This window comes from Phenylobacterium sp., assembly GCF_004297125.1.
Taxonomy (GTDB): domain Bacteria; phylum Pseudomonadota; class Alphaproteobacteria; order Caulobacterales; family Caulobacteraceae; genus Phenylobacterium.
The window spans coordinates 177,409-201,885 of record NZ_SCVD01000026.1 but is presented as its reverse complement, the minus strand read 5'-3'; the positions used below and the strand labels follow the sequence as shown (position 1 = coordinate 201,885).

Below are 24,477 nucleotides of genomic sequence, written 5' to 3'. Positions count from 1 at the left end.
ATGGCTTGATGTTCGACAAGCGCCGTCTTGCCGGTGCGGGGGTCGGGGTTTGCGCGGGCTCAAACAGGACCGCGGTGGAATCGCTCAGTCTTGCCGCCCTTCCGGAGGTGACGACCATGGCGTTCGACAGCCCGTTGGCGGGCGAGATCTGGTCCAGCAAGTACAACTTCAGGCCGGCCGGGGGCGGCGGCGACGGGACGCTACAGGGGACCTGGTCGCGGGTGGCGGCGGCGCTGGCCGAGGCGGAGGCTCCCGACCTGCGCACGCCGATGCGCGAGCGTTTCGAGGCGGCCCTGCGCGACCACCGCTTCCTGCCCGCCGGCCGGATTCTGGCGGGCGCCGGTACGGCGCGGACGGTGACCCTCTTCAACTGCTTCGTCATGGGTCGCATTCCGGACGACCTCAGCGACATCTTCGCCCATGTGAGGGAGGCGGCCATCACCCTGCAGCAGGGCGGCGGCGTGGGCATGGACTTCTCCTCGATCCGGCCGGCGGGCGCCCCGGTGAGAGGCGTCGACGCCGACGCCTCCGGTCCCCTGAGTTTCATGGACGTCTGGGACGCCATGTGCCGCACGATCCTCTCCGCGGGTCAGCGCCGGGGCGCGATGATGGGCTGCCTGCGGATCGACCATCCGGACATCGAAGCCTTCATCGACGCCAAGCGGGACGGCGCCCGGCTGCGCAACTTCAATCTCTCGGTCCTGGTGACCGACGCCTTCATGGCGGCCCTCGCGGCGGACGCCGACTGGCCGCTGACGTTCGAGGGGCAGGTGATGGGATTGGTCCGAGCGACGGACCTCTGGAGCCGGCTCATGCGCGCGACCTACGACGCCGCCGAGCCCGGCGTGATCTTCATCGACCGGGTGAACGCCCAGAACAACCTCGGCTACTGCGAGACGATCCTCGCCAGCAATCCCTGCGGCGAACAGATGCTGCCGCCCTATGGGGCCTGCCTGCTGGGCTCCATCAATCTGGCGCGGCTGGTCGCCACGCCGTTTCAAGACGGCGCCGACCTGGATCTCGGGGCGCTGTCCACCCTGACGCACACGGCGGTGCGGATGTTGGACAACGTCATCGACGTCTCGCGCTATCCCCTCGAGGCCCAGGCGACCGAGGCGAAGGCCAAGCGGCGGATCGGCCTGGGCGTCACCGGGCTGGCGGACGCCTTGGTGTTCTGCGGCGTCGCCTACGGCAGCGACCGGGCGGTCGAGCTGACCGGCCAATGGCTCTCGACGATCAAGCGGGAGGCCTATCGCGCTTCGGCCGAGCTCGCCGCCGAGAAGGGGGCTTTCCCGCTCTACGATCCGGCGATCCTGGAGCGCCCCAACCTGGCGAGCCTCGACGCCGAGACCCGCGACCTCATCGCGCGGCACGGCCTGCGCAACGGCTGCCTCACCTCCATCGCCCCCACCGGCACCACGTCGTTGCTGGCGGGGAACGTCTCGTCAGGGATCGAGCCGGTGTTCGCCTATTCCTATGTCCGCAAGGTGCGACAGCCCGACGGGTCCCACCGGGAGGAGCCGGTGGAGGACTACGCCCTGGCGGTCTGGAAGCGGCTCCATGGCGACGCTCCGCCGCCGGAGGCCATCTTCGTCAGCGCCCAGACGCTGGCGCCCGAGGACCATGTGCGCATGCAGGCGGCCGCCCAGGCGCAGGTGGACAGTTCGATTTCCAAGACCGTCAACTGTCCGGCCGACATCGCCTTCGAGGATTTCAGCGACATCTATCTTCTGGGCTGGCGCAGCGGCTGCAAGGGGATGACCACCTACCGGCCGAACGCCATCACCGGCTCGATCCTGTCGGTCGACCCAGAGCCCGCGCCGGTGGGTGGTCCGATCCTCACACCCCGGCCGGAAGCGCTGGACGGCGCCACCTACAAACTGGTCTGGCCGGAGAGCGCGCACGCCGTCTATGTCACGCTCAACGATGTCGAGGAGGGCGGCGTCCGCCGGCCGTTCGAGATCTTCATCAACTCCAAGAACATGGACCACTATGCCTGGACCCTGGGCCTCACCCGGATGATCTCGGCGGTGTTCCGGCGGGGCGGCGACGTCGGCTTCGTGGCCGAGGAACTGAAGGCGGTGTTCGACCCCCGGGGCGGCGCTTGGCTCGGGGGGCGGTACGTGCCCTCGCTGCTGGCGGCGATCGGGGGCGTGATCGAGCGCCATCTCGTCGCGACCGGGGCAAGCCCAGCCGCCGAGCAGCCGCCAGCCGCGATCGCGCCGGCCGGGTCGGCCGGACAAGCCTGCTGCCCGCGGTGCGGCGGCTTTGAGCTGGTCCGCAAGGAGGGCTGCGACAGCTGCCTATCCTGCGGCTACTCCAAGTGTGGGTAGCGCGCTTGACCCGGGTCAAGGCGTCGGCTGGCCTTTCCGGCTAAAATTGAAGACATGATCACCACCGCCGCCGCCCGTCGCGCCTACGACGGCCCGGCGCTCTTCAGCTTCGGCTTTCGCCCGTTCTTCTTCTTCGGGGCGATCTGGAGCGCGGTGGTCGTGCCGCTCTGGCTGTTCAGCTACTTCCATGGCGGATCGGCGGCCCTGACCCGCGAGTGGCACATCCACGAGATGATCTTCGGGTTTCTGGGCGCCGTGATCGCGGGATTCCTCACCACGGCGGTGCCCAACTGGACGGGGCGCATGCCCGTCGTCGGCGCGCCGCTCGGGGGACTGGTGGCGCTCTGGGTCCTGGGACGCATCGCCATGCTGTTCCAGGAGGTCCTGGGCCCGGTGGCGGCGGTCATCGATAGCCTGTTCCTGCTGGCCTTCGCGGCGGTGGTCTGGCGCGAGGTCCTCGCGGGCCGCAACTGGCGCAACCTGCCGGTCTGCGGGCTGATCACCCTGTTCGCCCTGGCCAATGTGGCCTTCCACCTGCCGATCGGCGCCGCCGTCGACGTCGGGGTCCGCCTCGCACTGGGCGCTGCGACCATACTGATCGGCTTGATCGGCGGGCGCATCGTCCCGAGCTTCACGCGCAACTGGATGAAGGCGCGCTCACTGACGCCCGAGCCGGCGGTGTTCGGAAACGTCGACAGGGTCGCCCTCGGTCTGACGGCCGTTGGCGCGGGCCTCTGGGTCGTCGCGCCACAGACCCCGGTGACCGGCCTCGCCCTGATGCTCGCCGGAGCCGCTCAGCTTGTCCGCCTCGCGCGATGGCGCGGCTGGCGCACGGTCTCAGAGCCGCTCGTGCTGATCCTGCACGTTGGTTACGCGTGGCTGGGGGCGGCGCTGTTGCTGCTGGGCGGCGCATCGCTCGATCCCGGGCTCGTGCCGCGCTCGGCGGGCATCCATGCCCTGACCGCCGGTGCGGTTGGGGTGATGACCCTGGCGGTGATGACGCGGGCCACGCGGGGCCACACTGGCCGACCGCTGGGGGCCGACACGGCCACGACGGCGATCTACCTGGCGATCAACCTCGCCGCGCTGCTGCGCGTGGCGGGGCCGTTCTCCGGCGCGGGCCAAGCCCTCCTGCTATCGGCCTCGGGGCTGGTCTGGTCGCTGGCGTTCGGCGGTTTCGCAGTGGCCTACGGGCGGATGCTTCTCCTCCCGCGCCCACGGGCGGCTTGACGGGTATCAAGGCGCTTTCCGGCGAGGGCGCTATCAGTTCATCAGCTGGATTTCCCTCCGGCGACATCTGCTCCGAGCGATCCGGCCTGTCGCGCACCCGCGCCAAGGGCGGGTCGCCGAGCCGGCGGCAGCCGGCAAGGGTGACGTTGGAAACGCCGTCGCCTCCCGCGCTTGGAAAGGAGCCAAGTTTGGACGATCTCGTCGACGGCTTCGGCCGGCGCTTCCACTATCTGCGTCTCTCGATCACGGAAGTCTGCAACTTCCGCTGCACCTATTGCCTGCCCGACGGCTTCAAGAAGACGGCGCCGCTGACCTTCCTGACGCCGGCGGAATGCGAGCGCGTCGTGCGCGCCTTCGCCGAGCTGGGCGTCTCCAAGATCCGGCTGACCGGCGGCGAGCCCAGCGTGCGCCGGGACCTGCCCGAGATCATCGCCCGGACCGCCGCGGTTCCCGGGGTCTCCAAGGTCTGCATCACCACCAACGGCTGGAACCTCGACCGCCAGATCGGCGGCTGGCGCGACGCGGGCCTCACCAACCTGAACGTCAGCATCGACAGCCTCGACCGCGAAACCTTCGTGCGCATCACCGGCCACGACCGGTTGTCGTCGGTGGTGGCCGGCCTCGATCGGGCGCTGTCGCTGGGTCTGCCGAACGTGAAGGTCAACGGCGTTCTGATCCGCGACACCGTCGAGGCGGGGTTCGACGCCTTCACCGAATTCGTTCGCGAGCGGCCCGTGGCCGTGCGGTTCATCGAGCTGATGCGGACCGGCGACAACGCCGAGTATTTCGCGGACCAGCATGTGCCGGGCACGGTCCTCACCGACTGGCTCGCCGCGCGCGGTTGGTGCCGACGGCCGCGCGCCTTCGACGACGGGCCGGCGGTGGAGATGGTCCACCCCGACTACGCGGGCCGGATCGGCCTGATCGCGCCCTATGCCGCCGGCTTCTGCGACAGCTGCAACCGCCTGCGGGTCACCGCCCGCGGCCAGTTGCGGCTTTGCCTGTTCGGCGAGCTTGGCGTTGGTCTCAAGGACCTGCTGGAAGTGGACGCGCCGGAGGCGCTGCGGGTCAGGATCCTGAAGGCGCTGGCCGGCAAACCGGCGGGGCATCGGCTGCACCAAGGCGACAGCGGCGACACCCGCCAGCTGGCCCAGTTCGGCGGCTGAGCTTCAGGCGGCGCGGACGCCCTTGTCCGGCAGTGGCCAGCGCTCGCGTTGCGCCTTGCCCGTCAGTCCCTCGGTTACGGGCTGGTGGTTGTCGATCAGGGGGTCTGGCTTGGCCAGGCGCTCCAGCACCGCCGGCCGGGTGATGGTCACGTTCGGCCCATGGACTTCCACCCCGTAGTCCGCGAGGGCGGCCAAGGATCGGGACAGGTTTTCCGGCGTCATACCCAGCAGCGACGCGAGCATCCGCTTTTCGTGGGGGAGGGCGAAGGTGGCTTCGCCGCCCTGGCGCAGCCGCTGGGTGATCAGGTAGTTGGCGAGCCGTTCCAGCCCCCCGCGCAGCTTCTGGTTCTTCAGGGTCCGCACCAGGCCGCGATAGCAGCCGGCCATTTCCGCCGCGACCGCGCCGGCGAAGCGCGCGTCCTCGGTCATGACTCTGCGGATAGCCGCGCCGGACAGCATCAGGATGTCCGAGCGCTCGACGGTGCGCGCGCTCATCAGCCCGTCAGCCTCCAGGACGACAGCGGCCAGGATGAAGGTCGACACGGGACGCAGGACTGCGAGCGTGGTCTCCTTGTCGTTCCAGGTGCCCTCCAGCTCGACGATGCCGTCCAGCAGGACATAGAGGAAATCGACCTGGTCGCCCTCCAGGAGCAGGGTGGTGCCGGAGGGAAACCGCTGCAGGAAGGCGCCGCCCGTGAGCGTGCGGAATGTCTCGCTGGAGCACCCGGAGAACAGGGGCAGAGCCCTGACCCGATCCAGATCGCCGTCCCTCATCTTCGCGCCCCGATCATGCCGGCCCGATGAGGCCAGTCGGCGTCAGATGCCGCGCGGACGCCAGGCCTGCCTTGATCTATGTCAATCACGCTGCGGGCTTGATGTTGGTCAAGCGGATAGATGATCTGTGTTTAGTTACGAAGAGATTCACATATGTGACTGAAAGATTCGGCGCGTTTTGCTGCGACATTTCTGTTCGATATTTCGCGTGATTGACCTCCATCAATTCAATATCGCTTGGAGTACTGCACTGAGGCGGTGATGCGGCGCGCGCTCTTTCGCGCCCAGATCCGAGGTCGCCGTGACCAACGCCTCTGCCCCGACCGTACCCGGCGCCAACGCCGCTCTCGGGATGAGCACCTTCGCCTTCACCGCCTGCTTCGCGGTATGGACGGTGTTCTCGATCATCGGGATCAAGATCAAGCAGGACCTGGGCCTGACGGAGGCCCAGTTCGGCCTGCTGGCCGGTACTCCGATCCTGGTGGGATCGCTGATCCGCGTCCCGCTCGGCATCTGGGCCGACCAGAAGGGCGGCCGGCTGGTCAACCTCGCGGTCATGCTGTCGGCCGCGGCGGCCACCTGGCTGCTGTCCTACGCCCAGACCTATCCGCAGTTCCTGCTGGCGGCGCTCGGCGTCGGCGTGGCCGGGGGCAGCTTCTCGGTGGGGGTCGCCTACGTCTCGAAGTTCTTCGGGAAGGGGAAACAAGGCACCGCGCTCGGTATCTTCGGCGCCGGCAACGTCGGCGCTGCGGTGACCAAGTTCGCGGCCCCGTTCGTGATGCTGGCGTTCGGCTGGCAGACCGTCGCCCAGGTCTGGGCCACGGCGCTCGCCGTCATCGCGCTGATCTACTTCTTCACCACCCGCGACGACCCGGAACTGGTGGCCCGGCGCCGCACCGGCGCCAAGGCGACCCCCGCCCTGATGCAGCTCGAGCCTCTGCGCCGGCTGCAGGTCTGGCGCTTCGCCCTCTACTACTTCTTCTGCTTCGGCGCCTTCGTGGCCCTGTCGCTGTGGCTGCCCCACTATCTGGTGGCGGTCTACCATCTGCCGCTGATCGCCGCCGGCATGTTGGCTGCGGCCTATTCCATCCCCGGCTCGCTGTTCCGGATCTTCGGCGGCTGGCTGTCCGATCGGATCGGCGCGCGGCGGGTGATGTACGTCACCTTCGGGGTCAGCGTCGTCTGCACCTTCCTGCTGTCCTATCCGGCGACCACCTACATCGTCGACGGCATCGACGGCCCGATCACCTTCCGGTTCGCGATCGGCCTGGTCCCGTTCGTCATCCTGCTGTTCTGCCTCGGGTTCGCCATGAGCCTGGGCAAGGCGGCGGTCTACAAGCACATCCCGGTCTACTACCCCGACACCATTGGTTCGGTCGGCGGCCTGGTCGGCATGATCGGCGGACTGGGCGGCTTCGTTCTGCCCATCGCGTTCGGCGCGCTCAACGACCTGACCCACATCTGGACCAGCTGCTTCATGCTGCTCTTCCTGCTGGTGGCCGGCGCCCTAGCCTGGATGCACCTGGCGATCCGCCGGATGGAGCGGGCCCGTACGCCGAGCCTCCGCGACCTGCCCGAATTGCCGGAAATGGCGGGCCTTCAACCCAACCCGCAGCCCCTGCGCGCGGCCGCGCAGCCCAGGGCCGCCGAATGACCTCTCGAGGGAGAACTACCCCTATGGCCAAACCAGGTCACCTGCTGACCGACTGGCGTCCGGAATATCCGGACTTCTGGTCGCAGACCGGCAAATCCATTGCCAACCGCAACCTGTGGATCTCGGTCCCGAACCTGCTCCTCGCCTTCTCGGTGTGGATGGTCTGGTCGATGGTGGTGGCGAAGCTGAAGCTGGTGGGCTTCAAGTTCACCACCGAGCAGCTCTTCTGGCTGACGGCCCTGCCGGCGCTTTCGGGCGCGACGCTGCGGATCTTCTACAGCTTCCTGGTGCCGATCCTGGGCGGCCGGCTCTGGACGACGATCTCGACGCTGTCGCTGCTGATCCCCGCGGTCGGCATCGGCCTGGCGGTGCAGAACCCGCAGACACCCTACTGGGTGTTCGTGGGGCTGGCGCTGGGCTGCGGCTTGGGCGGGGGCAACTTCGCCTCCTCGATGTCGAACATCTCGTTCTTCTTCCCCAAGGCCAGCAAGGGCAACGCGCTCGCCATCAACGCCGGCTTCGGCAACCTCGGCGTCAGCGTCATGCAGTTCCTGGTCCCGATCGTGGTGACCCTGGGCGCCTTCGCCCCCGTGGTCGGCGCGCCGCAGATTTCCGTAGAGAAGGGCGTCGAGAGCCAGGTCTGGCTGCAGAACGCCGGCTTCGTGTGGGTCCCGTTCATCCTCGCCGCTGCGGTGGCCGCCTGGGTGGGCATGAACGACATCGCCTCGGCCCGCGCATCGTTCGCCGAGCAGTCGGTGGTCTTCAAGCGCAAGCACAACTGGGTCATCTGCTGGCTCTACCTGGGCACGTTCGGCTCGTTCATCGGCTTCTCGGCGGCCTTTCCGCTGCTGATGAAGACCCTGTTCCCCAGCGCGCCCGTCATGCAGCTGGTGTTCCTGGGCCCGTTGGTCGGCGCGGCGTCCCGCGCGCTCACGGGGTGGGTCTCGGACAAGTTCGGCGGCCAGAATGTCACGCATTGGGTGTTCCTGGCCCTGGCGGCGGGCGTGCTCGGTGTCCTCCACAGCGTCGGCGGCTTCGGCGCGGCGCCATCGTTCGCGCTCTTCTTCGCCAGCTTCATGTGGCTGTTCTTCTGGACCGGAGTCGGCAACGCTTCGACCTTCCAGATGATCCCAGCCATCGTGCGGGCCGACATGCCGCGACTGCTGCCGAACACGGCCGCGCCGGTGCGCCTCAAGGCGGCTGAAATGGAGTCGGCGGCCATCGTCGGCTTCAGTTCGGCGATCGGCGCCTTCGGGGGCTTCTTCATCCCCCTGGCGTTCGGCAACTCCATGAAGGCCACCGGCGGCCCCGCCACGGCGCTCTTCGTGTTCCTCGCCTTCTATCTCAGCTGCGTCGCGGTGAACTGGGCCTTCTACGGCCGCAGGACCTCGCTGCTGCACGCCCCGCAAACCCCGAAACTGGAAGTCGCGGCATGAGCCACACCCTTGATCGCCTGGCGTTCTTCACGCGCAAGACCGAGTTGTTCTCGAACGGCCACGGGGTCCTCAACGACGACGACCGCACCTGGGAGCAGGCCTACCGGGACCGCTGGCAACACGACAAGGTCGTGCGCTCGACCCATGGGGTGAACTGCACGGGCTCCTGCTCGTGGAAGATCTACGTCAAGGGCGGGATCGTCACCTGGGAGACCCAGCAGACCGACTATCCGCGCACCCGTCCCGAGCTGCCCAACCACGAACCGCGCGGCTGCGCGCGGGGCGCCAGCTACAGCTGGTACCTCTATTCCGCAAACCGGGTGAAGTATCCGCTGATCCGCTCGCGGCTGCTCAAGCTGTGGCGCAAGGCCCGCGCGACGCTCAGCCCGGTCGCGGCCTGGGCGTCCATCCAGAACGACCCGGCCCAGCGCGCCTCCTACGTGACCATGCGCGGCGCCGGGGGTTTCATCCGCGCCACCTGGGACGAGGTCACCGAGATCATCGCGGCGGCCAACGCCCACACCATCAAGGCCTGGGGTCCGGACCGCATCTTCGGCTTCTCGCCGATCCCGGCCATGTCGATGGTCTCGTATGCGGCCGGCGCGCGCTACCTGCAGCTGATCGGCGGGGTCTGCGGCTCGTTCTACGACTGGTATTGCGACCTGCCGCCAGCCTCGCCCCAGACCTGGGGCGAGCAGACCGACGTCGCCGAGAGCGCCGACTGGTTCAACTCCTGCTTCATCATGCTGTGGGGCTCCAACGTCCCGCAGACGCGGACGCCGGACGCCCACTTCTACACCGAGGCCCGCTATCGCGGCGCCAAGTCGGTGGTGATCTGCCCGGACTATTCGGAGGCCTCGAAGTTCTCCGACCTGTGGCTGGCCGTGAAGCAGGGCACCGACGCGGCGCTCGGCATGGCCTTCGGCCACGTGATCCTCAAGGAGTTCCACGTCGATCGGCAGGTGCCGTATTTCCGCGAGTACCTGCGGAAATATTCCGACCTGCCGATGCTGGTCCGGCTGGTCCCGCAGGAGGGCGCCTACGTGCCCGAGCGCCTGCTGCGCGCCGCCGAGTTCGACCAGGCCCTGGGCGAGACCAACAACCCCGACTGGAAGACCGTGGCGGTCGACGAGGCGACCGGCGAGGTGATCGTGCCCAATGGCTCCATCGGCTTCCGCTGGGGCGAGGACGGCAAGTGGAACCTCGAGGAGAAGGACGGCTCCGGCCGCGAGACCTCGCTGCGCCTGGGCCTGAAGGGCGTCCATGACGAGGTCGCGGCCGTGCGCTTCCCCTATTTCGGCGGCGCCGCCACCAATGGCTTCGCCATGACCGACCATCCGGACGTGCTGGTCCGCAACGTGCCCGTGAAGCGCATGATGCTGCCGGAAGGCGAGACCCTGGTGGCCTGCGTCTACGACCTGTTCCTCGCTAACTATGGCGTCGACCAGGGTTTCGGCGGCGACCACATGCCGGCCAGCTACGACGACGTGCAGCCCTATTCGCCGGCGTGGGCGGAAGCCATCACCTCGGTGCCGAAGGACCAGATCATCGCCGTGGCCCGCGGCTTCGCCGGCAACGCCGAAAAGACCGACGGCAAGTCGATGGTGATCATCGGCGCGGCGATGAACCACTGGTTCCACATGGACATGAACTACCGCGCGGTCATCAACATGCTGGTGATGTGCGGTTGCGTCGGCCAGACCGGCGGCGGCTGGGCGCACTACGTCGGCCAGGAGAAGCTGCGGCCGCAGACCGGCTGGGCGCCCCTGGCCTTCGCCACCGACTGGATCAGGCCGCCGCGCCAGCAGAACTCGACCTCGTTCTTCTACGCCCACTCCGACCAGTGGCGTTACGAGACCGTCGAAATGAGCGAGATCCTCTCGCCCACCGCGCCGAAGGGCGTGTGGGACGGGGCGATGATCGACTTCAACGCCAAGGCCGAACGGATGGGGTGGCTGCCCTCCGCGCCCGCGCTCAAGACCAATCCCCTCGACGTCGCCGCCGCAGCGGTCGCCGCGGGCCAGGACCCCAAGGCCTATGCGCTCGCCCAGCTGAAGAGCGGCGAGCTCGAGATGTCCTGCATGGATCCGGACGACCCGGCCAACTGGCCGCGCAACATGTTCATCTGGCGCTCCAACCTGCTGGGATCGTCAGGCAAGGGCCACGAGTACTTCCTCAAGCACCTGCTGGGCGCCAGCCATGGCGTGCAGGGGAAGAACCTGGGCGAGGACGGGCGGCGCAAGCCCAACGACGTGACCTGGCATGACCAGGCTCCGGAAGGAAAACTCGACCTGCTGGTCACCCTCGACTTCCGGATGTCCACGACGGCGGTCTACTCGGACATCGTGCTGCCGACGGCCACCTGGTACGAAAAGAACGACCTCAACACCTCGGACATGCATCCCTTCATCCACCCGCTCTCGGCGGCGGTGGATCCGGCCTGGGAGTCCAGGTCGGACTGGGAGATCTTCAAGGCGATCGCCAAGACCTTCTCGGCCGTGGCGCCGGAGGTCCTGGGGGTCGAGAAGGATGTCGTCCTCACACCCATCCAGCACGACAGCGCCGCCGAGCTGGCCCAGCCGTTCGACGTCCGCGACTGGTCGAAGGGCGAGTGCGAGGCGATCCCCGGCAAGACCATGCCGCAGATCACCGTCGTCGAGCGGGACTACCCCAACACGTTCAAGCGCTTCACGGCGCTCGGTCCGCTGCTCAAGGCCACCGGCAACGGCGGCAAGGGGATCGCCTGGAAGACCGACCACGAGGTCGACCTGCTCACCGCCCTGAACGGGGCGGTGCTGGAGGAGGGGCAGACCCAGGGGCTGGCCCGGATCGAGACCGACATCGACGCCTGCGAGACCATCCTGATGCTGGCGCCCGAGACCAACGGCGAGGTCGCGGTCAAGGCCTGGGAAGCCCTCGAGAAGCAGACCGGCCGGGAACACACCCATCTGGCCCTGCCCAAGGAAGACGAGAAGATCCGCTTCCGCGACCTGCTGGCCCAGCCGCGCAAGATCATCACCTCGCCCACCTGGTCGGGCATCGAGAGCGAGAAGGTCTGCTACACGGCCGGCTGGACCAACGTTCACGAGCTGATCCCGTGGCGGACCCTTACCGGACGCCAGCAGCTCTACCAGGACCATGAGTGGATGCGGGCCTTCGGCGAGGCGCTGTGCGTCTATCGCCCGCCGATCGACCTGAAGACCACGTACGTCCAGGGGCAGAAGCCGAACGGCGAGACGGAGATCCTCCTCAACTTCATCACCCCGCACCAGAAGTGGGGCATCCACTCCACCTACTCGGACAACCTGATGATGCTGACGCTGAACCGCGGCGGCCCGGTCATCTGGGTCTCCGAGGTCGATGCGAAGAAGGCGGGTCTTGTCGACAACGACTGGGTGGAGGCCTTCAACGCCAACGGCGCGCTGACGGCGCGCGTCGTGGTCTCCCAGCGCATCCGTGAAGGCACGACCTTCATGTACCACGCCCAGGAGAAGATCGTGAACACGCCGGGGTCGCAGATCACCGGCAAGCGCGGCGGCATCCACAACTCGGTCACCCGCACGGTGCTGAAGCCGACCCACATGATCGGCGGCTACGCCCAGCTCGCCTACGGCTTCAACTACTACGGGACCGTGGGTTCGAACCGCGACGAGTTCGTCGTGCTCCGCAAGATGACCAAGGTCGACTGGCTCGACGAACCCCTCAACGCCAAGGATTTCGCACAATGAAGGTCCGCGCCCAGATCGGCATGGTGCTGAACCTCGACAAGTGCATCGGGTGTCACACCTGCTCGGTGACCTGCAAGAACGTGTGGACCAACCGCGAAGGCGTCGAATACGCCTGGTTCAACAACGTGGAGACCAAGCCCGGCATCGGCTTCCCCCGCGACTGGGAGAACCAGAAGCGCTGGAACGGCGGCTGGACCCGCAAGGCCAACGGCAAGATCGAGCCCAAGATGGGGGCCAAGTGGCGGATCCTGGCGAAGATCTTCGCCAACCCCGACCTGCCCGAGATCGACGACTACTACGAGCCCTTCGACTTCGACTACGGCCACCTCCAGACCGCGCCCGAGATGAAGGCGTTCCCCACCGCACGGCCGCGCTCCAAGATCACCGGTCAGCGGATGGAGAAGATCGAGCGGGGGCCGAACTGGGAAGAGATCCTGGGCGGCGAGTTCTCCAAGCGCTCGGCCGACTATAACTTCGAGGGGGTCGAGAAGGAGATCTACGGCCAGTTCGAGAACACCTTCATGATGTACCTGCCGAGGCTGTGCGAGCACTGCCTCAACCCCACCTGCGTGGCGGCGTGCCCTTCGGGCGCGATCTACAAGCGGGAGGAGGACGGCATCGTCCTGATCGACCAGGACAAGTGCCGCGGCTGGCGCATGTGCGTCTCGGCCTGCCCCTACAAGAAGATCTACTACAACTGGGAGTCCGGGAAGTCGGAGAAGTGCACCTTCTGCTTCCCGCGCATCGAGGTCGGCCAGCCGACCGTGTGCTCGGAAACCTGCGTCGGGCGCATCCGCTATCTGGGCGTCCTGCTGTACGACGCCGACCGGATCGAGGCCGCCGCCAGCACCCCTGACGACCAGGACCTCTACGAGGCCCAGCTCGACATCTTCCTGGATCCCACGGACCCGGCGGTGATCGCCCAGGCGCGCGCCGACGGCGTGCCGGAGGCCTGGCTGGACGCGGCCCGCAAGAGTCCCGTCTACAAGATGGCCATCGACTGGAAGATCGCCTTCCCGCTGCACCCCGAATACCGGACCCTGCCGATGGTCTGGTACGTGCCGCCGCTCTCGCCGATCCAGAATGCCGCGGCGGCGGGCGCCATCGAGATGGACGGCGAGATGCCCGACGTCCGCTCTCTGCGTATCCCGGTCAAGTACCTCGCGAACCTTCTGACCGCCGGCCGCGAGGCGCCGATCGAGCTGGCGCTCCGGCGCATGCTGGCCATGCGCGGCTACATGCGCGCCAAGACGGTCGAGGGCGTCATCGACCACAAGCTGGCGGGAAGCGTCGAGCTCTCCGCCGCCCAGATCGACGAGATGTACCGCTACCTGGCGATCGCCAACTACGAGGACCGCTTCGTCATCCCGTCCGCCCACCGCGAAGTGGCGGAGGACGCCTACGACATGCGCGGCTCCTGCGGCTTCTCGTTCGGCAACGGCTGCTCCGGCGGACGCACGGAACTCGGCCTGTTCGGCCCCAACAAGCGCAGCCGCGCCAAAACCCCCATGGAGGCCTGACCCATGGCCAAGACCTACAGGGCGCTCGCGCTCCTCCTGACCTATCCGACCAACGATCTGCAGCGGCGTGCCCCCGAAGCCCTGGCGCTGATCGAGGCCGAGGCGCTCGTGCCGAAGACCCTCCGCAAGGCCCTGGGACGCCTCGTCGCCGAGATCGCGGGCGGCGACATCTACGACCTGCAGGAGGCCTACACCGAGCTCTTCGACCGCACTCGGTCCCTGTCGCTCAACCTCTATGAGCACGTGCATGGCGAGAGCCGCGACCGCGGCGAGGCCATGGTCGCCCTGGCGGAGCTGTACCGCGCCCACGACCTGCACCTGTCGGCCAACGAACTGCCCGACTTCCTGCCGGTGTTCCTGGAGTTCCTCTCGACCCTGCCCGAGACCCAGGCCGCCTCGCTGCTGGGGGAGGCGACCCACGTCCTGGACGCCATGGGCGAACGCCTGAAGTCCCGGGGCAGCGCCTATCGCGCGATCTTCGGGGCGCTTGGGAAACTGGCCTCGCAGGCCGCCGATCCGGGCGCCCTGGCCGCGCTCTTGAGCGAGCCCGACGAGGATCCCAACGACCTGGAGGCCATCGACAAGGCCTGGGCCGAGACCGCGGTCACCTTCGGTCCCTCCGACGTGGGCTGCCCCAAGGCCAGCGCCCTGGTCGACGCCATGATGGCCGAGCCCGGCCGCCAGCCGCGCCGCGCCGCCGCCAGAGCCTGAGGCCCGCCATGCAACTCCTCAACCAGATCCTGTTCGGCATCTATCCCTACATCGCCCTGTCCGTGCTCGCCCTGGGCTCGGTCATCCGGTTCGACCGCGAGCAGTACACCTGGCGCTCGGGCTCCTCGCAGCTGCTCCGCCGCAAGCAGCTGGTGATGGGCTCGGTGCTGTTCCACGTGGGCGTGCTGACCATCTTCGCCGGCCATTTCGTCGGCCTGCTGACGCCGATCTGGGTGTTCGACGCCCTGGGCGTCCCGCACGGGGCCAAGCAGATCCTGGCCATGGCCGCCGGCGGCGTCGCGGGGGCCCTGTGCCTCGTCGGCGGCCTGATGCTGCTTCACCGGCGGCTGTTCGACCCGCGGATTCGCGCAACCTCCAGCTTCGGCGACACCGCCATCCTGGTCCTGCTGATGCTCCAGCTGATCCTGGGCCTGGCGACCATCCCGGTGTCGGCCGGCCACCTCGACGGCCACGAGATGCTCAAGTTCATGAACTGGGCGCAGGGGGTCTTCACCTTCCGGCCCGGCGTCGCCGACCTCGTCGCCGACGTGCACCCGATCTTCAAGGCGCACCTGGCGCTGGGCATGACCATCCTGCTGGTCTTCCCGTTCACCCGGCTCGTCCACATGCTGTCCGCCCCGGTCTGGTACCTGAACCGGCGGGGATGGCAGCTGGTGCGCACGCGGCGGACCATGCCGCTACGGCGCGAGGCGGCCCCGCCGACCTACCCGGCCACCGCCGCCGCGCCCCTTCCGCACACAAGCATCCAGGCCGTCCGGCCCGACACCCTCAAGGCCGCGGAGTAGTCGCATGACCGCCACCATCGTTGTCGAAGGCGTCGAGATCCCGGAGTTCCTCATCGCCGAGGAGGTCCAGCATCATCCCAGCGCGAACCCGATGGCGGCCCGGACGGCCGCCGGCAAGGCGCTCGCCGTCCGGGCCCTGCTGCTCCACCGGGCCGACGAACTGGGACTCGTCGCCCAGCCCATGGTCGACGAGGACGGCCGCGAGGAAACGCCCGAGGAGGCGCTGATCCGCGCCACGCTCGACGCCGAGGTGGAGATCGATCCGCCCGGAGAGGCCGAATGCCGGCGGGTCTATGAGGCGCAGCGCGGCAAGTTCTCGACCCCGGTCCTGACGGAAGCGGCGCACATCCTGGTCGAGCCCAAGACGGACGACGCCGAGGGCTGGGAGGTCGCGCGCCAGACCACGCAGGCCGCGCTCGACCAACTCCTGCGCAAGCCGGCCCTGTTCGGCCAATTGGCGAAGACGCTGTCCGATTGTCCGTCCGGCGCCGTCGGCGGTTCGCTGGGACAGCTCGGTCCGGGCGACGTCGTGGGCGAGGTCGAACAGGCGCTCGCCGGCCTGGAGCCTGGCGAGATCCTGGCCACGCCGGTGCGCTCGCGCTTCGGCTGGCATTTGCTGAAGCTCGAGCGGCGGATCGAGGGCCGGGTGCTCCCGTTCGACTACGTCGAGGACAAGATCCGGCTGCACCTGGAAAGCCGGGCGTGGACCGCGGCGGCGACCCGCTACGTCTCCGAGCTGGCCGAGCGCGCCCGGGCCCAGGGCGTCGCCTTCAGCCTCTCGTGGGACGGCCGCTTCGCGGAGGGCGCCCCGTCGCTGGGCGAGATGCTGTCGGACGGCGCCTCGGCCGACCGGCTCGAGGGCTGGATCGACGCGACCGACCCCGGGCTGGCCGAACGCGTTCGGGCGGCGGCGGCGGCCGAGGACCTCCAGGTCGCCACCTTCGTGCGCCGCGCCGTGCGCCATTTCGTCGATCACGCCGATGACGAGAAGTGGACTCAGCTGATCTCCGCCACCCAGGGGGCCGCCGATCCCGCCGTCGCGGCCATGGCGTCGCTGCTTAGGGCCCGGCTGGCGCCCAAGCCCGCCCAGGTTCACACCTACACCGTCATCAAGCGGAGGTAGGCGGTGCGCCGGGGAGGGGACGTGATGGCGCCGAGCCGAGCCCAGGTCGCGGAGACGCCGGACGACCTGTTGTCCGATCCGATCGCCTGGCTTTTCGCCGAGCATCACCGCCACCGCCAGTTCTGCGATCTCATGCAGCGCACCTCGATGGCGACCAACTATGACGAGGCGCTGCTGAGCTGGCTCCTGGACTTCGTGGTCCACGAGCTGGCCCTGCATGTGCTGGACGAGGAGGAAGACCTCTTTCCCCTGATGCGGGCCCGCGCCCAGCCGGAGGATGATCTCGACAAGGTGCTGACCCGCCTGTCCGGAGAGCACGCCAAGGACCTCACCCGCGCCGCCGCGGTCCGCCGCCACCTGGAGACCTGCCTGCGCCAGCAGGCCCCGATCAGCCGCAGCAATGTGCGCCGTCGTGCGCTGGAGAGCTTCGCCGTCCAGGAGCGCAGCCATCTGGCGCTCGAGAACGCGGTCGTCCTGCCCATCGCCCGCCTGCGCCTCACCGAGCGGGACCTGGTCGAGCTTTCCAACAGGCTGGCCACCCGTCGCGGCATCGCGCGCCGTCCGGCCCGGCGCGCCGACCCGAAGATCGGCGCAGGATGACGGAGCGCCTGGCCGTGGTGGTGCTGGCGGGCGGCGCAGGCTCGCGAATTGGCGGCGCCAAGCCCAGGCGGCGGCTCGGCCGCACGACCCTGATCGGCCATGCCCTGGATCTGGCCCAGGCCTACGGCCGCCAGGTCGCCGTGGCGGTGCGAGACGAGTCTCAGGTCTCCGGCGCCGTCGAGGCGCGCCTGCTGCTGGACGATCCGGACATCGAAGGGCCGCTGGCGGGCCTGGCCTCGGCGCTGGGCTTTGCGCGCGGCCTGGGCGCGGACTGGGTGCTGACCCTGCCTTGCGACTCCCCCCGCCTGCCGCCCGACCTCGCCCTGCGCCTGCAACAGGCCCTGCGGCTGGGGGAAGCGGCGGCGCTCGCCCGGAGCGGCGGGCGGCTGCATCCCACCTGTGCGCTCTGGCGCGTAGGCTGCCTCGAAGCCCTGACGGCCTACCTGGCGACTGGGCGGCGGTCGCTGAAGGGCTTCGCCGCCACGGTGGGCATGAGGGTCGTCGACTGGCCACTCGCCGAAACGGATCCCTTCGCCAACGCCAATACCCCCGAAGAGCTGGCAGCGCTGCAGCCTCCGCCAAGCGCGCTCGTCGCCCGCAATCCCTAAGGAGCCTGCCATGGATTTCAGCCTGTCGGACCGCGAGACCCAGTGGCGCGACCGCGTACGCGCCTTCATGGCCGCGCACGTCTACCCCGCGATGCCCATCTACCAGCAGCAGATGGATGTCATCGGCGCTGCGCGCTGGAAGGTGATACCGATCGTCGAGGAGTTGAAGGCGCGCGCCTATTCGGAAGGGCTCTGGAACCTGTTCCTCGCGCCGTCGGAGCATGACGAAGGCGAGACCGAGGACCGGGGGCCAGGCCTCAGCAATCTCGAGTACGCACTCTGCGCCGAAGAGATGGGCCGTGTCGGCTTCGCCTCGGAAGTGTTCAATTGCTCGGCGCCCGACACCGGCAACATGGAGGTTCTGCGCAACTACGGGTCGCCCGCCCAAAAGGCGCGGTGGCTGCGGCCGCTGATGGCCGGCGAGATCCGCTCCGCCTTCCTGATGACCGAGCCGGATGTCGCCTCGTCCGACGCCACCAATATCCAGACCTCGATCCGCCGGGACGGCGACCACTACGTCATCAACGGCCGCAAGTGGTGGTCGTCCGGCGTCGGCGATCCGCGCTGCAAGATCGCGATCCTGATGGGCAAGACCGATCCAGAGGGCGCCAGGCACGCGCAGCAGTCGCAGATCCTGGTTCCGACCGACGCGCCGGGATTCGAGGTGGTGCGGATGCTGCCGGTGTTCGGCTACGACGACGCGCCCCATGGCCATGCCGAGGTGGTGCTTCGCGACGTGCGCGTCCCGGTGGAGAACCTGATCCTCGGCGAAGGGCGTGGCTTCGAGATCGCCCAGGGCCGTCTGGGCCCCGGCCGCATCCATCACTGCATGCGCGCGCTGGGCGCCACCGAAGTCGCGCTGGAGAAGATGGTCGACCGGCTGCTGTCGCGCGTCGCCTTCGGCAAGCGCCTGGCCGACCAGTCGGTCTGGGAACAGCGGATCGGCGAGGCCCGCCTCGACATCGAGATGACCCGTCTCCTGTGCCTGAAGGCCGCCGACATGATGGACAAGGTCGGAAACAAGGCCGCCCAGCTGGAGATCGCGATGATCAAGGTCGCCGCGCCGCGCACCGCCCTGCGTGTCCTGGACGACGCGATGCAGGCCCACGGCGGCGGCGGGATGTCGGAAGACTTCGGGCTCGCCCGCGCCTACGCCGGCATGCGATCCTTGCGCATCGCCGACGGGCCCGACGAGGTGCATCTTCGCGCGATCTCAAGGCTCGAAATCGGGCGCCACGGCGCGCGGGTCCGCGCCTGGCGCGAGGGTGCTGCAGCCGCGCCGCTCGCCTGAGCGTTCGGCGCCGGCGGTGGGCGCGTCAGGCACGGGATCGCCCGCGTCTCCCCGAGCTACGGCACGATCTCCAGTTCCGGTCGTCCATCGAGCTCCAGGCGGATGCGGCCGCGCGCCGGGCGGGTGAGGCGAGCCGGAGCCTCCCGTTCCTCCAGGCGCCGCCGCAGCAGGATCAGGCGCGTCTCCAGATTGTCCTTCAGCTCCGGGAGCCGAAGCGTCGGGTCCAGCCGGATTTCCCGGTTGGTGAAATCCCGCCGGCCCGTCGCGGCGCCGATGGTGAGGAAGTGGAACAGGAGCCGCCCCGGCACGCCCTTGATGATGTAGGCCCCATCGATGAACAGGCTGTCGTCGTGCGCGTGGTAGCGCACCTGGAATCGCCTCTCAGCGAGTCGCCCTGGGGCCGCGGGGAGCGCGGTCACCGGCTCGCGGGCTTCGAGCTCGGCGAGCCGCAGGCTGGCGGCGAGCTGGACGCCCACCAGGCTGAGGGCGTCCTCGTCTTCCGGCGTGAAGGCGAAACGCTTCGCCGATTCCGCGAACAGGACACCGAACAGCTCGCCTCTTGAGACGATCGGCGCGGCGAGCTGGCTCTGCGCCGAGGCCAGCCCGGGCAGCGGAATCAGTCGCGCGGCGTCGAGGTCCGTCACATTGCTTACCGCGGCGGCCAGACGGTGGCCGCGGCTGACGTCGTTGAAGCGGATCGCCCGCCGGTGGGCGGCCGCGATGCCGATTGCGCCGTCGGCCAGCGCCACCTCGGCGCCCGCCCCTTGGCGGTCGTAGCCGCGGCTGCCCAGCGCGCTCAACCGCTGGGTCGCGGGGTCGAAGACCAGCGCCATCACGGCTTCGAACCCGAGATCACGGACCAGGCCGTCCAGCGCGTTGTCGAGCACGGCGTCAGCCTCCGGGCTGGCCGCGATACGCGCCGTCAGCCGTGCGGCTCGGGCCAGGCTGGCGCCTGGGGGAGCGGGCGCCGGGACCGGCTCAGGCGGTGTAGGGGCGTGAACCGCGCGGCGGCCCGTCACCCGATAGACCTCCGCGCTCTTCAGGCGCATCGCCTCGGCCAAGCCGTGCTGGCTGCTGATCGCGGCCAGCTGCGCGCTCATGCGGTCGTAGATGTCGCCGTGGGCCAGGGACCCGACGTGGACCACATCCAGCATGTGCTGCGCTCCGGTCCGCCCGCTGACCACCATGACCGTGCCCCGGCCGGTCGCCTGGATGTTCGCCGCCGTCTTCGAGAAGAACTGGTTGGAGAGCGCGATGTGCTGGTCGTCGACCAGATGCACCTGCGACAGGTACGAGACGTTGGGAACGCCGTCGGCGTCCAGGGTCGCGACCGCCGCGGGGATCACGCCCTCGAAGCAGTCCTGCAGATCGGCGAGTTCGACTCTCACGCGCCGGCGTGGGCCAGGACCTGGCCGGCCCTTTCGCCCGGGGTCTGCTCGAAGGCGGTCGAAGGCCGCACGCGCAGCGTCGTCAGAGGCTCCAGGTCCACCCACTGGTCGATCTGTGGCTGTAGAATGCCCAGGCGCAGCAACTCGGCGGCCATCGTCGCGCGGTACGCGGCCGCGCGCGCGTCAGACGCGCCGTCGCCCGCCGCCCGGCTCACCAGCGGGCCCTTGATCTGCACGGCTCGGTAGTCGGAAGGGCGCACGAACGTCAGCGCGACCGTATCGCCGGCCGACAGACCGCCCAGGGCCTCGGCCCACTGGCGCGCGGCGATCTCGACGATCAGCTCGCCGTCGTCCTGGACGGAACACCCGAGCGCGCGCGCAATGGCCGGGCGCCCCTCGACGCCCCGGGCCGCCATGAGGATCATCACCGGACCTTGGAGAAACCGCACCAACTCGGTGTCGAACACGCCGCGCACTCCGTCCCAGGCACCTTTTAGGAAACACGGCGCCGCTTAGGAAGGTTTTAGGATGAGGCGCCCGGCGATGGCGCCTAGTGAGCGGGTCCTCGATGCAAAGCTGAGGACGCTCGATGCCGACACCGGAATTCATATCCGCCGCGGAGTGCGGCCGCTGGGATATCTACGGTCCCATTCACAAGGGCCTGCGTCTCGCGCACGGCGAGTTGCTCCGCCGTCTTGGACGCGCGGACTTCGACGCCGCGATCCCGCACGAGTTGCTCGGTGACCTGCGCACCCACCTCGTGTTGGCCGCCCATCACCTGGCGCACGAGGAGGCTGTGATCCATCCGGCGCTCGACAGCCGCGCGCCGGGCGCCGCGGCGGGGCTCGACACCGATCACGCCCACCACCAGGCCCGGCTGGCTTTGCTGGACAGCGCCATCGGCGCGATCGAGTACGCCGCGCCCGCCGACCGGCGCGCGCTCGGGCGGGGCCTCTACCTCGCCTTCTCCACCTTCGTCGCCGAGGATCTGGCGCACATGTGCCGCGAGGAAGCGGAGGTCTGGCCGCGGCTGTGCGCCCTCTTCTCCGACGAGGAGCTCGCGGCGCTGGAGATGACCATCGTCGCGAGCCTGAGCCCGGCCGACAACATCGCGTTCATGCGGATGATGCTGCCCGCGATGAACCGCGCCGAGCGGGCCGCCCTGCTGACCGCGATGAAGACCGGCGCGCCGGCGGAAGCCTACGCCGAGGTGATCGAGCTGGCGGCCCGGCCGACCCTGGCCCCCGAAGACCTGACCCACCTGAGCGAGCTCGGCCTGGCGGCCTGAGCCACCCCGTCCCGACATCCTGAATTGACCTTTGAGGTGACCAAAATGATCCGATCGATCCCGAGCGTGGCCGTCGGCCTTGTCCTGGCGGGCTTCCTGGGCGGCCCCGCCACGGCGGCGACCCGCATCGTGAACTTCACATTGGCCTCCGACGTCGCGGCGGGCGAGTTCTCGTACGACAACAGCCTGACCGGCGTCATCGGCTACGATGACTTGACGAGCTTTTCCCTCACGTTCTCGGAGACGGGTAACAGCTACGACCTGTCTTTCGTGCAGTCCGGCGACTTCTCCGCCTATCGGGGCTTCAGCTTCGACACCTCGGCCTTGAGCTTCGTCACCACGGCGGCCGGCGGCACGACGCAGATCATGAGCGCCATCAAGAATGGCTTTGGCGAGGGGTTCTTCGTCCGCGACGACGATGGGGTCCATGCCGCGACCGACTATGCAGATGGGCGCGAGCTGGCGTTCGAGAGCATCGAAATCACCTCGCGGCTGATCGGCGTGGCGGTTCCCGAGCCGGCGACCTGGGCCTTGATGATCACGGGTTTCGGGCTCGCCGGCGCGCGGCTGCGGCGGCGGGCGTCCGCTCGCCCGGTGGTTGGCGCCGCTTGACCCGGAATACGTCGATCCGTCGCGGCCCGCTCGGCAAGTCTTCCGACACGCTGGAGGTGCGCGTTCGCGCGCAGAACGTCATGGTGAGAGCGCTCATCGCCATCCTGCTCGCCGCCTCGCTCAGCCCTGTGGCCCGCGCAGAAACACCGCTGTCGTACGCCGCCAGCGGGCACGTCACCGCGCCGACACTCGTCGATGGTCGGGGGCCCTTCGCCTTCGTGTTCGATACGGGGGCGGAGGGCTCGGCCGTCTACGCGACCTTCGCGCGTGAACAGGGGCTCAGTCCGCTGCCGGCCCGACACGAGCGACTGCAGGGTCAGACAGGCGCCGCGTCGTTCCCGCTGACCCGGCTCGCGAGCCTCGGCGTGGACGGACGCCAGGCCGGCGACATCGAGGCGGTCATCTTGCCCGATCGGGCCGACGGCGTTGCGCTCGCGGGGATCGTCGGCCTTGATCTGATGGGGCGCTTCGTCGTGGCGTTGGACCCGTCCCGCCACCGCCTTGCGCTTCATCCCCCCGACACGTCCGCCAGACGCGTCGGGGGCCGTGGTCTTGCGGCGACGAAGGCGATGCGCCTCGGCGGCGGACTGCTTGGATTGCCAGTGACCATCAATGGCGCGACGGGCGTCGCGGTCCTCGACACCGGCGCCCGAGACAGCCGGATCAACCTGCGCTTCGCCGGCGCGGCGGGCCTGGGCGCCGGGCTTGCGGACCTCCCTGACGACGGGGTGATCCAGGGTGCGACGAACATGGCGGTCGCCACGAAGCGCGCACGGCTCGGAACGGTGGAATTCGCAGGTGTTCGCCGCTCGAACGTCGACACGCGCGTTGTGGACCTGGCGGTGTTCGAAGCCCTCGGGCTTGCGGATCGGCCGGCGATGATCCTGGGTATGGACCTCTTGTCGGATCTGCGATTGGTCATCGATTTTCCGAAGGGCGTCGTCTGGATCGGGCAGGGCGGTGGAGGAGAGTCCGCTCGCGCCCCGAGCGCCAAGGTCCGCTAGCGGCGCCTCCGCAGACCGAAACGCGAAATCCGCGAATGCCCTCGATCCTGCCGTGCGAGGCCGCGGCGACCGACTCCACCTTGACGTGGCCCGACGCGGCTCCAATACCGAGCCCATGCAGTCCACCGCCGCGCACGTCCTGGCCGACGCCACCCTTCCCGACTTGCCGAACCACTACCGCGGCAAGGTGAGGGACAACTACGACCTGCCCGACGGCCGTCGGATCATCATCGCCTCGGATCGGCTGAGCGCCTTCGACCGCATCCTGGCGGCCATTCCCCACAAGGGCCAGGTGCTGACCCAGACGGCGCGCTATTGGTTCGATCGGACGGCCGACATCTGCCCGAACCACGTCCTGGAGTACCCCGACCCCAACGTGGTCGTTGGGCGGCGCCTAGCCATCCTGCCGGTCGAGATCGTCGTGCGAGATTACCTCGCGGGGACGACCGGCACCTCGATCCTGACCCTTTACAAGCAAGGCCAGCGCGACATGTACGGGCACACCCTGCCCGATGGCCTGCGCGACAACCAGCGCCTGCCGCAGACGATCATCACGCCCTCCACCAAGGCCTTCGACACCGGCCACGACGCGCCGCTGACGCCGGACGAGATCCTGGACCAGGGGCTGCTGACGGCGCCGCAGTGGGAGACGGTGTCCGCCTATGCGCTGGCGCTGTTCGCTCGCGGCCAGCGCCTCGCCGCCGAGCGGGGGCTGATCCTGGTCGACACGAAATACGAGTTCGGTATCGACGCGGCGGGCGAGATCGTCCTGGCGGACGAGATCCACACGCCGGACTCCAGCCGCTACTGGATCGCCGAGACCTATCCGGCCAAGTTCGACGCCGGCGAGCGTCCGGACTCCTTCGACAAGGACTTCGTGCGCAGCTGGGTGGCGGCCCAGTGCGACCCCTACGCCGACGCGATCCCCGAGATACCGGCCGGGATGATCGAAGACACTTCGAAGGTCTACATCCAGGCGTTCGAGGCCATCACCGGACAGACCTTTGAGCCGCCCGCCGCGGACGAACCGGTGCTGGACCGCATCCGCCGCAACCTCGCGCCATACCGCCGCTAAGCGGGTCGACCTCGGCGCCTCGCTCGGCCCGCCGCGCGATCCTGGACGCCTACTCGGGTTGGAACACCTGCGCCTATTTCTGCGAGGAGGCCGGGCGTGCATCGTCCCCCGCCCTTATCGCCGCATCCAA

At 68.9% G+C, this 24,477-nt stretch carries 19 protein-coding genes, 1 pseudogene and 1 riboswitch; of the genes and pseudogenes, 17 read left to right on the top strand and 3 right to left on the bottom strand.

Annotated features, from left to right (window positions below):
• The first annotated feature begins 116 nt into the window (after positions 1-116).
• From EPO51_RS19790 to moaA, 3 genes are all read left to right on the top strand, one after another.
• Positions 117-2,333 (top strand): adenosylcobalamin-dependent ribonucleoside-diphosphate reductase, encoded by a 2,217-nt coding sequence (locus tag EPO51_RS19790; protein ID WP_293353780.1) that lies wholly within the window; start codon positions 117-119, stop codon positions 2,331-2,333.
• Between the two features lie 54 nt (positions 2,334-2,387).
• Positions 2,388-3,563, top strand: a complete 1,176-nt coding sequence (locus tag EPO51_RS19785; RefSeq protein ID WP_293353778.1) for an NnrS family protein — start codon at positions 2,388-2,390, stop codon at positions 3,561-3,563.
• A 58-nt stretch (positions 3,564-3,621) separates the two neighbouring features.
• Positions 3,622-3,761: riboswitch (molybdenum cofactor riboswitch) on the top strand.
• Positions 3,752-4,729 carry a GTP 3',8-cyclase MoaA gene (moaA, locus tag EPO51_RS19780; RefSeq protein ID WP_293353776.1) on the top strand — a complete coding sequence of 326 codons (978 nt, stop codon included), beginning with the start codon at positions 3,752-3,754 and terminating at the stop codon, positions 4,727-4,729. (Overlaps the previous riboswitch by 10 nt.)
• A gap of 3 nt (positions 4,730-4,732) precedes the next feature.
• Here moaA and ftrB read toward each other — a convergent pair whose 3' ends face one another.
• Positions 4,733-5,503, bottom strand: coding sequence for a transcriptional activator FtrB (gene ftrB / locus EPO51_RS19775; RefSeq protein ID WP_293353774.1), 771 nt, complete (start codon positions 5,501-5,503; stop codon positions 4,733-4,735).
• 301 nt (positions 5,504-5,804) lie between these two features.
• Between ftrB and EPO51_RS19770 the strand changes: the two genes are divergently transcribed.
• From EPO51_RS19770 to EPO51_RS19725, 10 genes are read left to right on the top strand one after another with little or no spacing between them, the layout of a single operon-like run.
• Complete coding sequence (locus tag EPO51_RS19770; RefSeq protein WP_293353772.1) at positions 5,805-7,157, top strand: MFS transporter; 1,353 nt, start codon at positions 5,805-5,807, stop codon at positions 7,155-7,157.
• Between the two features lie 23 nt (positions 7,158-7,180).
• The gene (locus EPO51_RS19765) at positions 7,181-8,593 is read left to right on the top strand and encodes an MFS transporter (protein ID WP_293353770.1); all 1,413 of its coding nucleotides are present in this window, start codon (positions 7,181-7,183) and stop codon (positions 8,591-8,593) included.
• Positions 8,590-12,321, top strand: a complete 3,732-nt coding sequence (locus EPO51_RS19760) for a nitrate reductase subunit alpha (protein ID WP_293353768.1) — start codon at positions 8,590-8,592, stop codon at positions 12,319-12,321. Before EPO51_RS19765 ends, EPO51_RS19760 begins: the two co-directional genes overlap by 4 nt.
• Positions 12,318-13,841: a nitrate reductase subunit beta gene (narH, locus tag EPO51_RS19755; protein WP_293353766.1), complete on the top strand. Its 1,524-nt coding sequence runs from the start codon at positions 12,318-12,320 to the stop codon at positions 13,839-13,841. Before EPO51_RS19760 ends, narH begins: the two co-directional genes overlap by 4 nt.
• 3 nt (positions 13,842-13,844) lie before the next feature.
• Positions 13,845-14,552, top strand: coding sequence for a nitrate reductase molybdenum cofactor assembly chaperone (narJ, locus tag EPO51_RS19750; RefSeq protein ID WP_293353764.1), 708 nt, complete (start codon positions 13,845-13,847; stop codon positions 14,550-14,552).
• A gap of 8 nt (positions 14,553-14,560) precedes the next feature.
• Entirely contained in the window at positions 14,561-15,358 is a 798-nt protein-coding gene (narI, locus tag EPO51_RS19745; protein ID WP_293353762.1) for a respiratory nitrate reductase subunit gamma, read from the top strand.
• Positions 15,359-15,362: 4 nt separating this feature from the next.
• Positions 15,363-16,481 (top strand): peptidylprolyl isomerase, encoded by a 1,119-nt coding sequence (locus EPO51_RS19740; protein ID WP_293353760.1) that lies wholly within the window; start codon positions 15,363-15,365, stop codon positions 16,479-16,481.
• Positions 16,482-16,505: 24 nt separating this feature from the next.
• A complete protein-coding gene (locus EPO51_RS19735; protein WP_293353758.1) occupies positions 16,506-17,081 on the top strand; it encodes a hemerythrin domain-containing protein in 576 nt (191 codons plus the stop codon).
• Positions 17,078-17,689: a molybdenum cofactor guanylyltransferase gene (gene mobA / locus EPO51_RS19730; protein ID WP_293353756.1), complete on the top strand. Its 612-nt coding sequence runs from the start codon at positions 17,078-17,080 to the stop codon at positions 17,687-17,689. The genes EPO51_RS19735 and mobA overlap by 4 nt, the downstream gene beginning before the upstream one ends.
• A gap of 10 nt (positions 17,690-17,699) precedes the next feature.
• Positions 17,700-18,980, top strand: a complete 1,281-nt coding sequence (locus EPO51_RS19725; protein WP_293353754.1) for an acyl-CoA dehydrogenase family protein — start codon at positions 17,700-17,702, stop codon at positions 18,978-18,980.
• A gap of 56 nt (positions 18,981-19,036) precedes the next feature.
• Here the strand turns inward: EPO51_RS19725 and EPO51_RS19720 are convergent, their stop codons facing one another.
• Together EPO51_RS19720 and EPO51_RS19715 are read right to left on the bottom strand one after the other, a co-directional pair.
• Positions 19,037-20,368 (bottom strand): GAF domain-containing protein, encoded by a 1,332-nt coding sequence (locus tag EPO51_RS19720; protein WP_293353752.1) that lies wholly within the window; start codon positions 20,366-20,368, stop codon positions 19,037-19,039.
• The gene (locus EPO51_RS19715) at positions 20,365-20,835 is read right to left on the bottom strand and encodes a pyridoxamine 5'-phosphate oxidase family protein (protein ID WP_293353750.1); all 471 of its coding nucleotides are present in this window, start codon (positions 20,833-20,835) and stop codon (positions 20,365-20,367) included. The genes EPO51_RS19720 and EPO51_RS19715 overlap by 4 nt, the downstream gene beginning before the upstream one ends.
• A 122-nt stretch (positions 20,836-20,957) precedes the next feature.
• On the opposite strand from EPO51_RS19715, the gene EPO51_RS19710 reads away from it, so the two are divergent.
• The 4 genes and pseudogenes from EPO51_RS19710 to EPO51_RS19695 all read left to right on the top strand — a co-directional run bounded on the left by EPO51_RS19710 (position 20,958) and on the right by EPO51_RS19695 (position 24,347).
• Complete coding sequence (locus tag EPO51_RS19710; RefSeq protein WP_293353748.1) at positions 20,958-21,656, top strand: hemerythrin domain-containing protein; 699 nt, start codon at positions 20,958-20,960, stop codon at positions 21,654-21,656.
• Between the two features lie 504 nt (positions 21,657-22,160).
• A pseudogene (locus EPO51_RS28160) lies at positions 22,161-22,268 on the top strand (PEPxxWA-CTERM sorting domain-containing protein); the annotation flags it as partial.
• A complete protein-coding gene (locus EPO51_RS19700) occupies positions 22,265-23,272 on the top strand; it encodes a retroviral-like aspartic protease family protein (protein ID WP_293353744.1) in 1,008 nt (335 codons plus the stop codon). The pseudogene EPO51_RS28160 and the gene EPO51_RS19700, both read left to right, overlap by 4 nt.
• A 115-nt stretch (positions 23,273-23,387) precedes the next feature.
• A complete protein-coding gene (locus EPO51_RS19695; RefSeq protein ID WP_293353742.1) occupies positions 23,388-24,347 on the top strand; it encodes a phosphoribosylaminoimidazolesuccinocarboxamide synthase in 960 nt (319 codons plus the stop codon).
• Positions 24,348-24,477 lie beyond the last annotated feature (130 nt).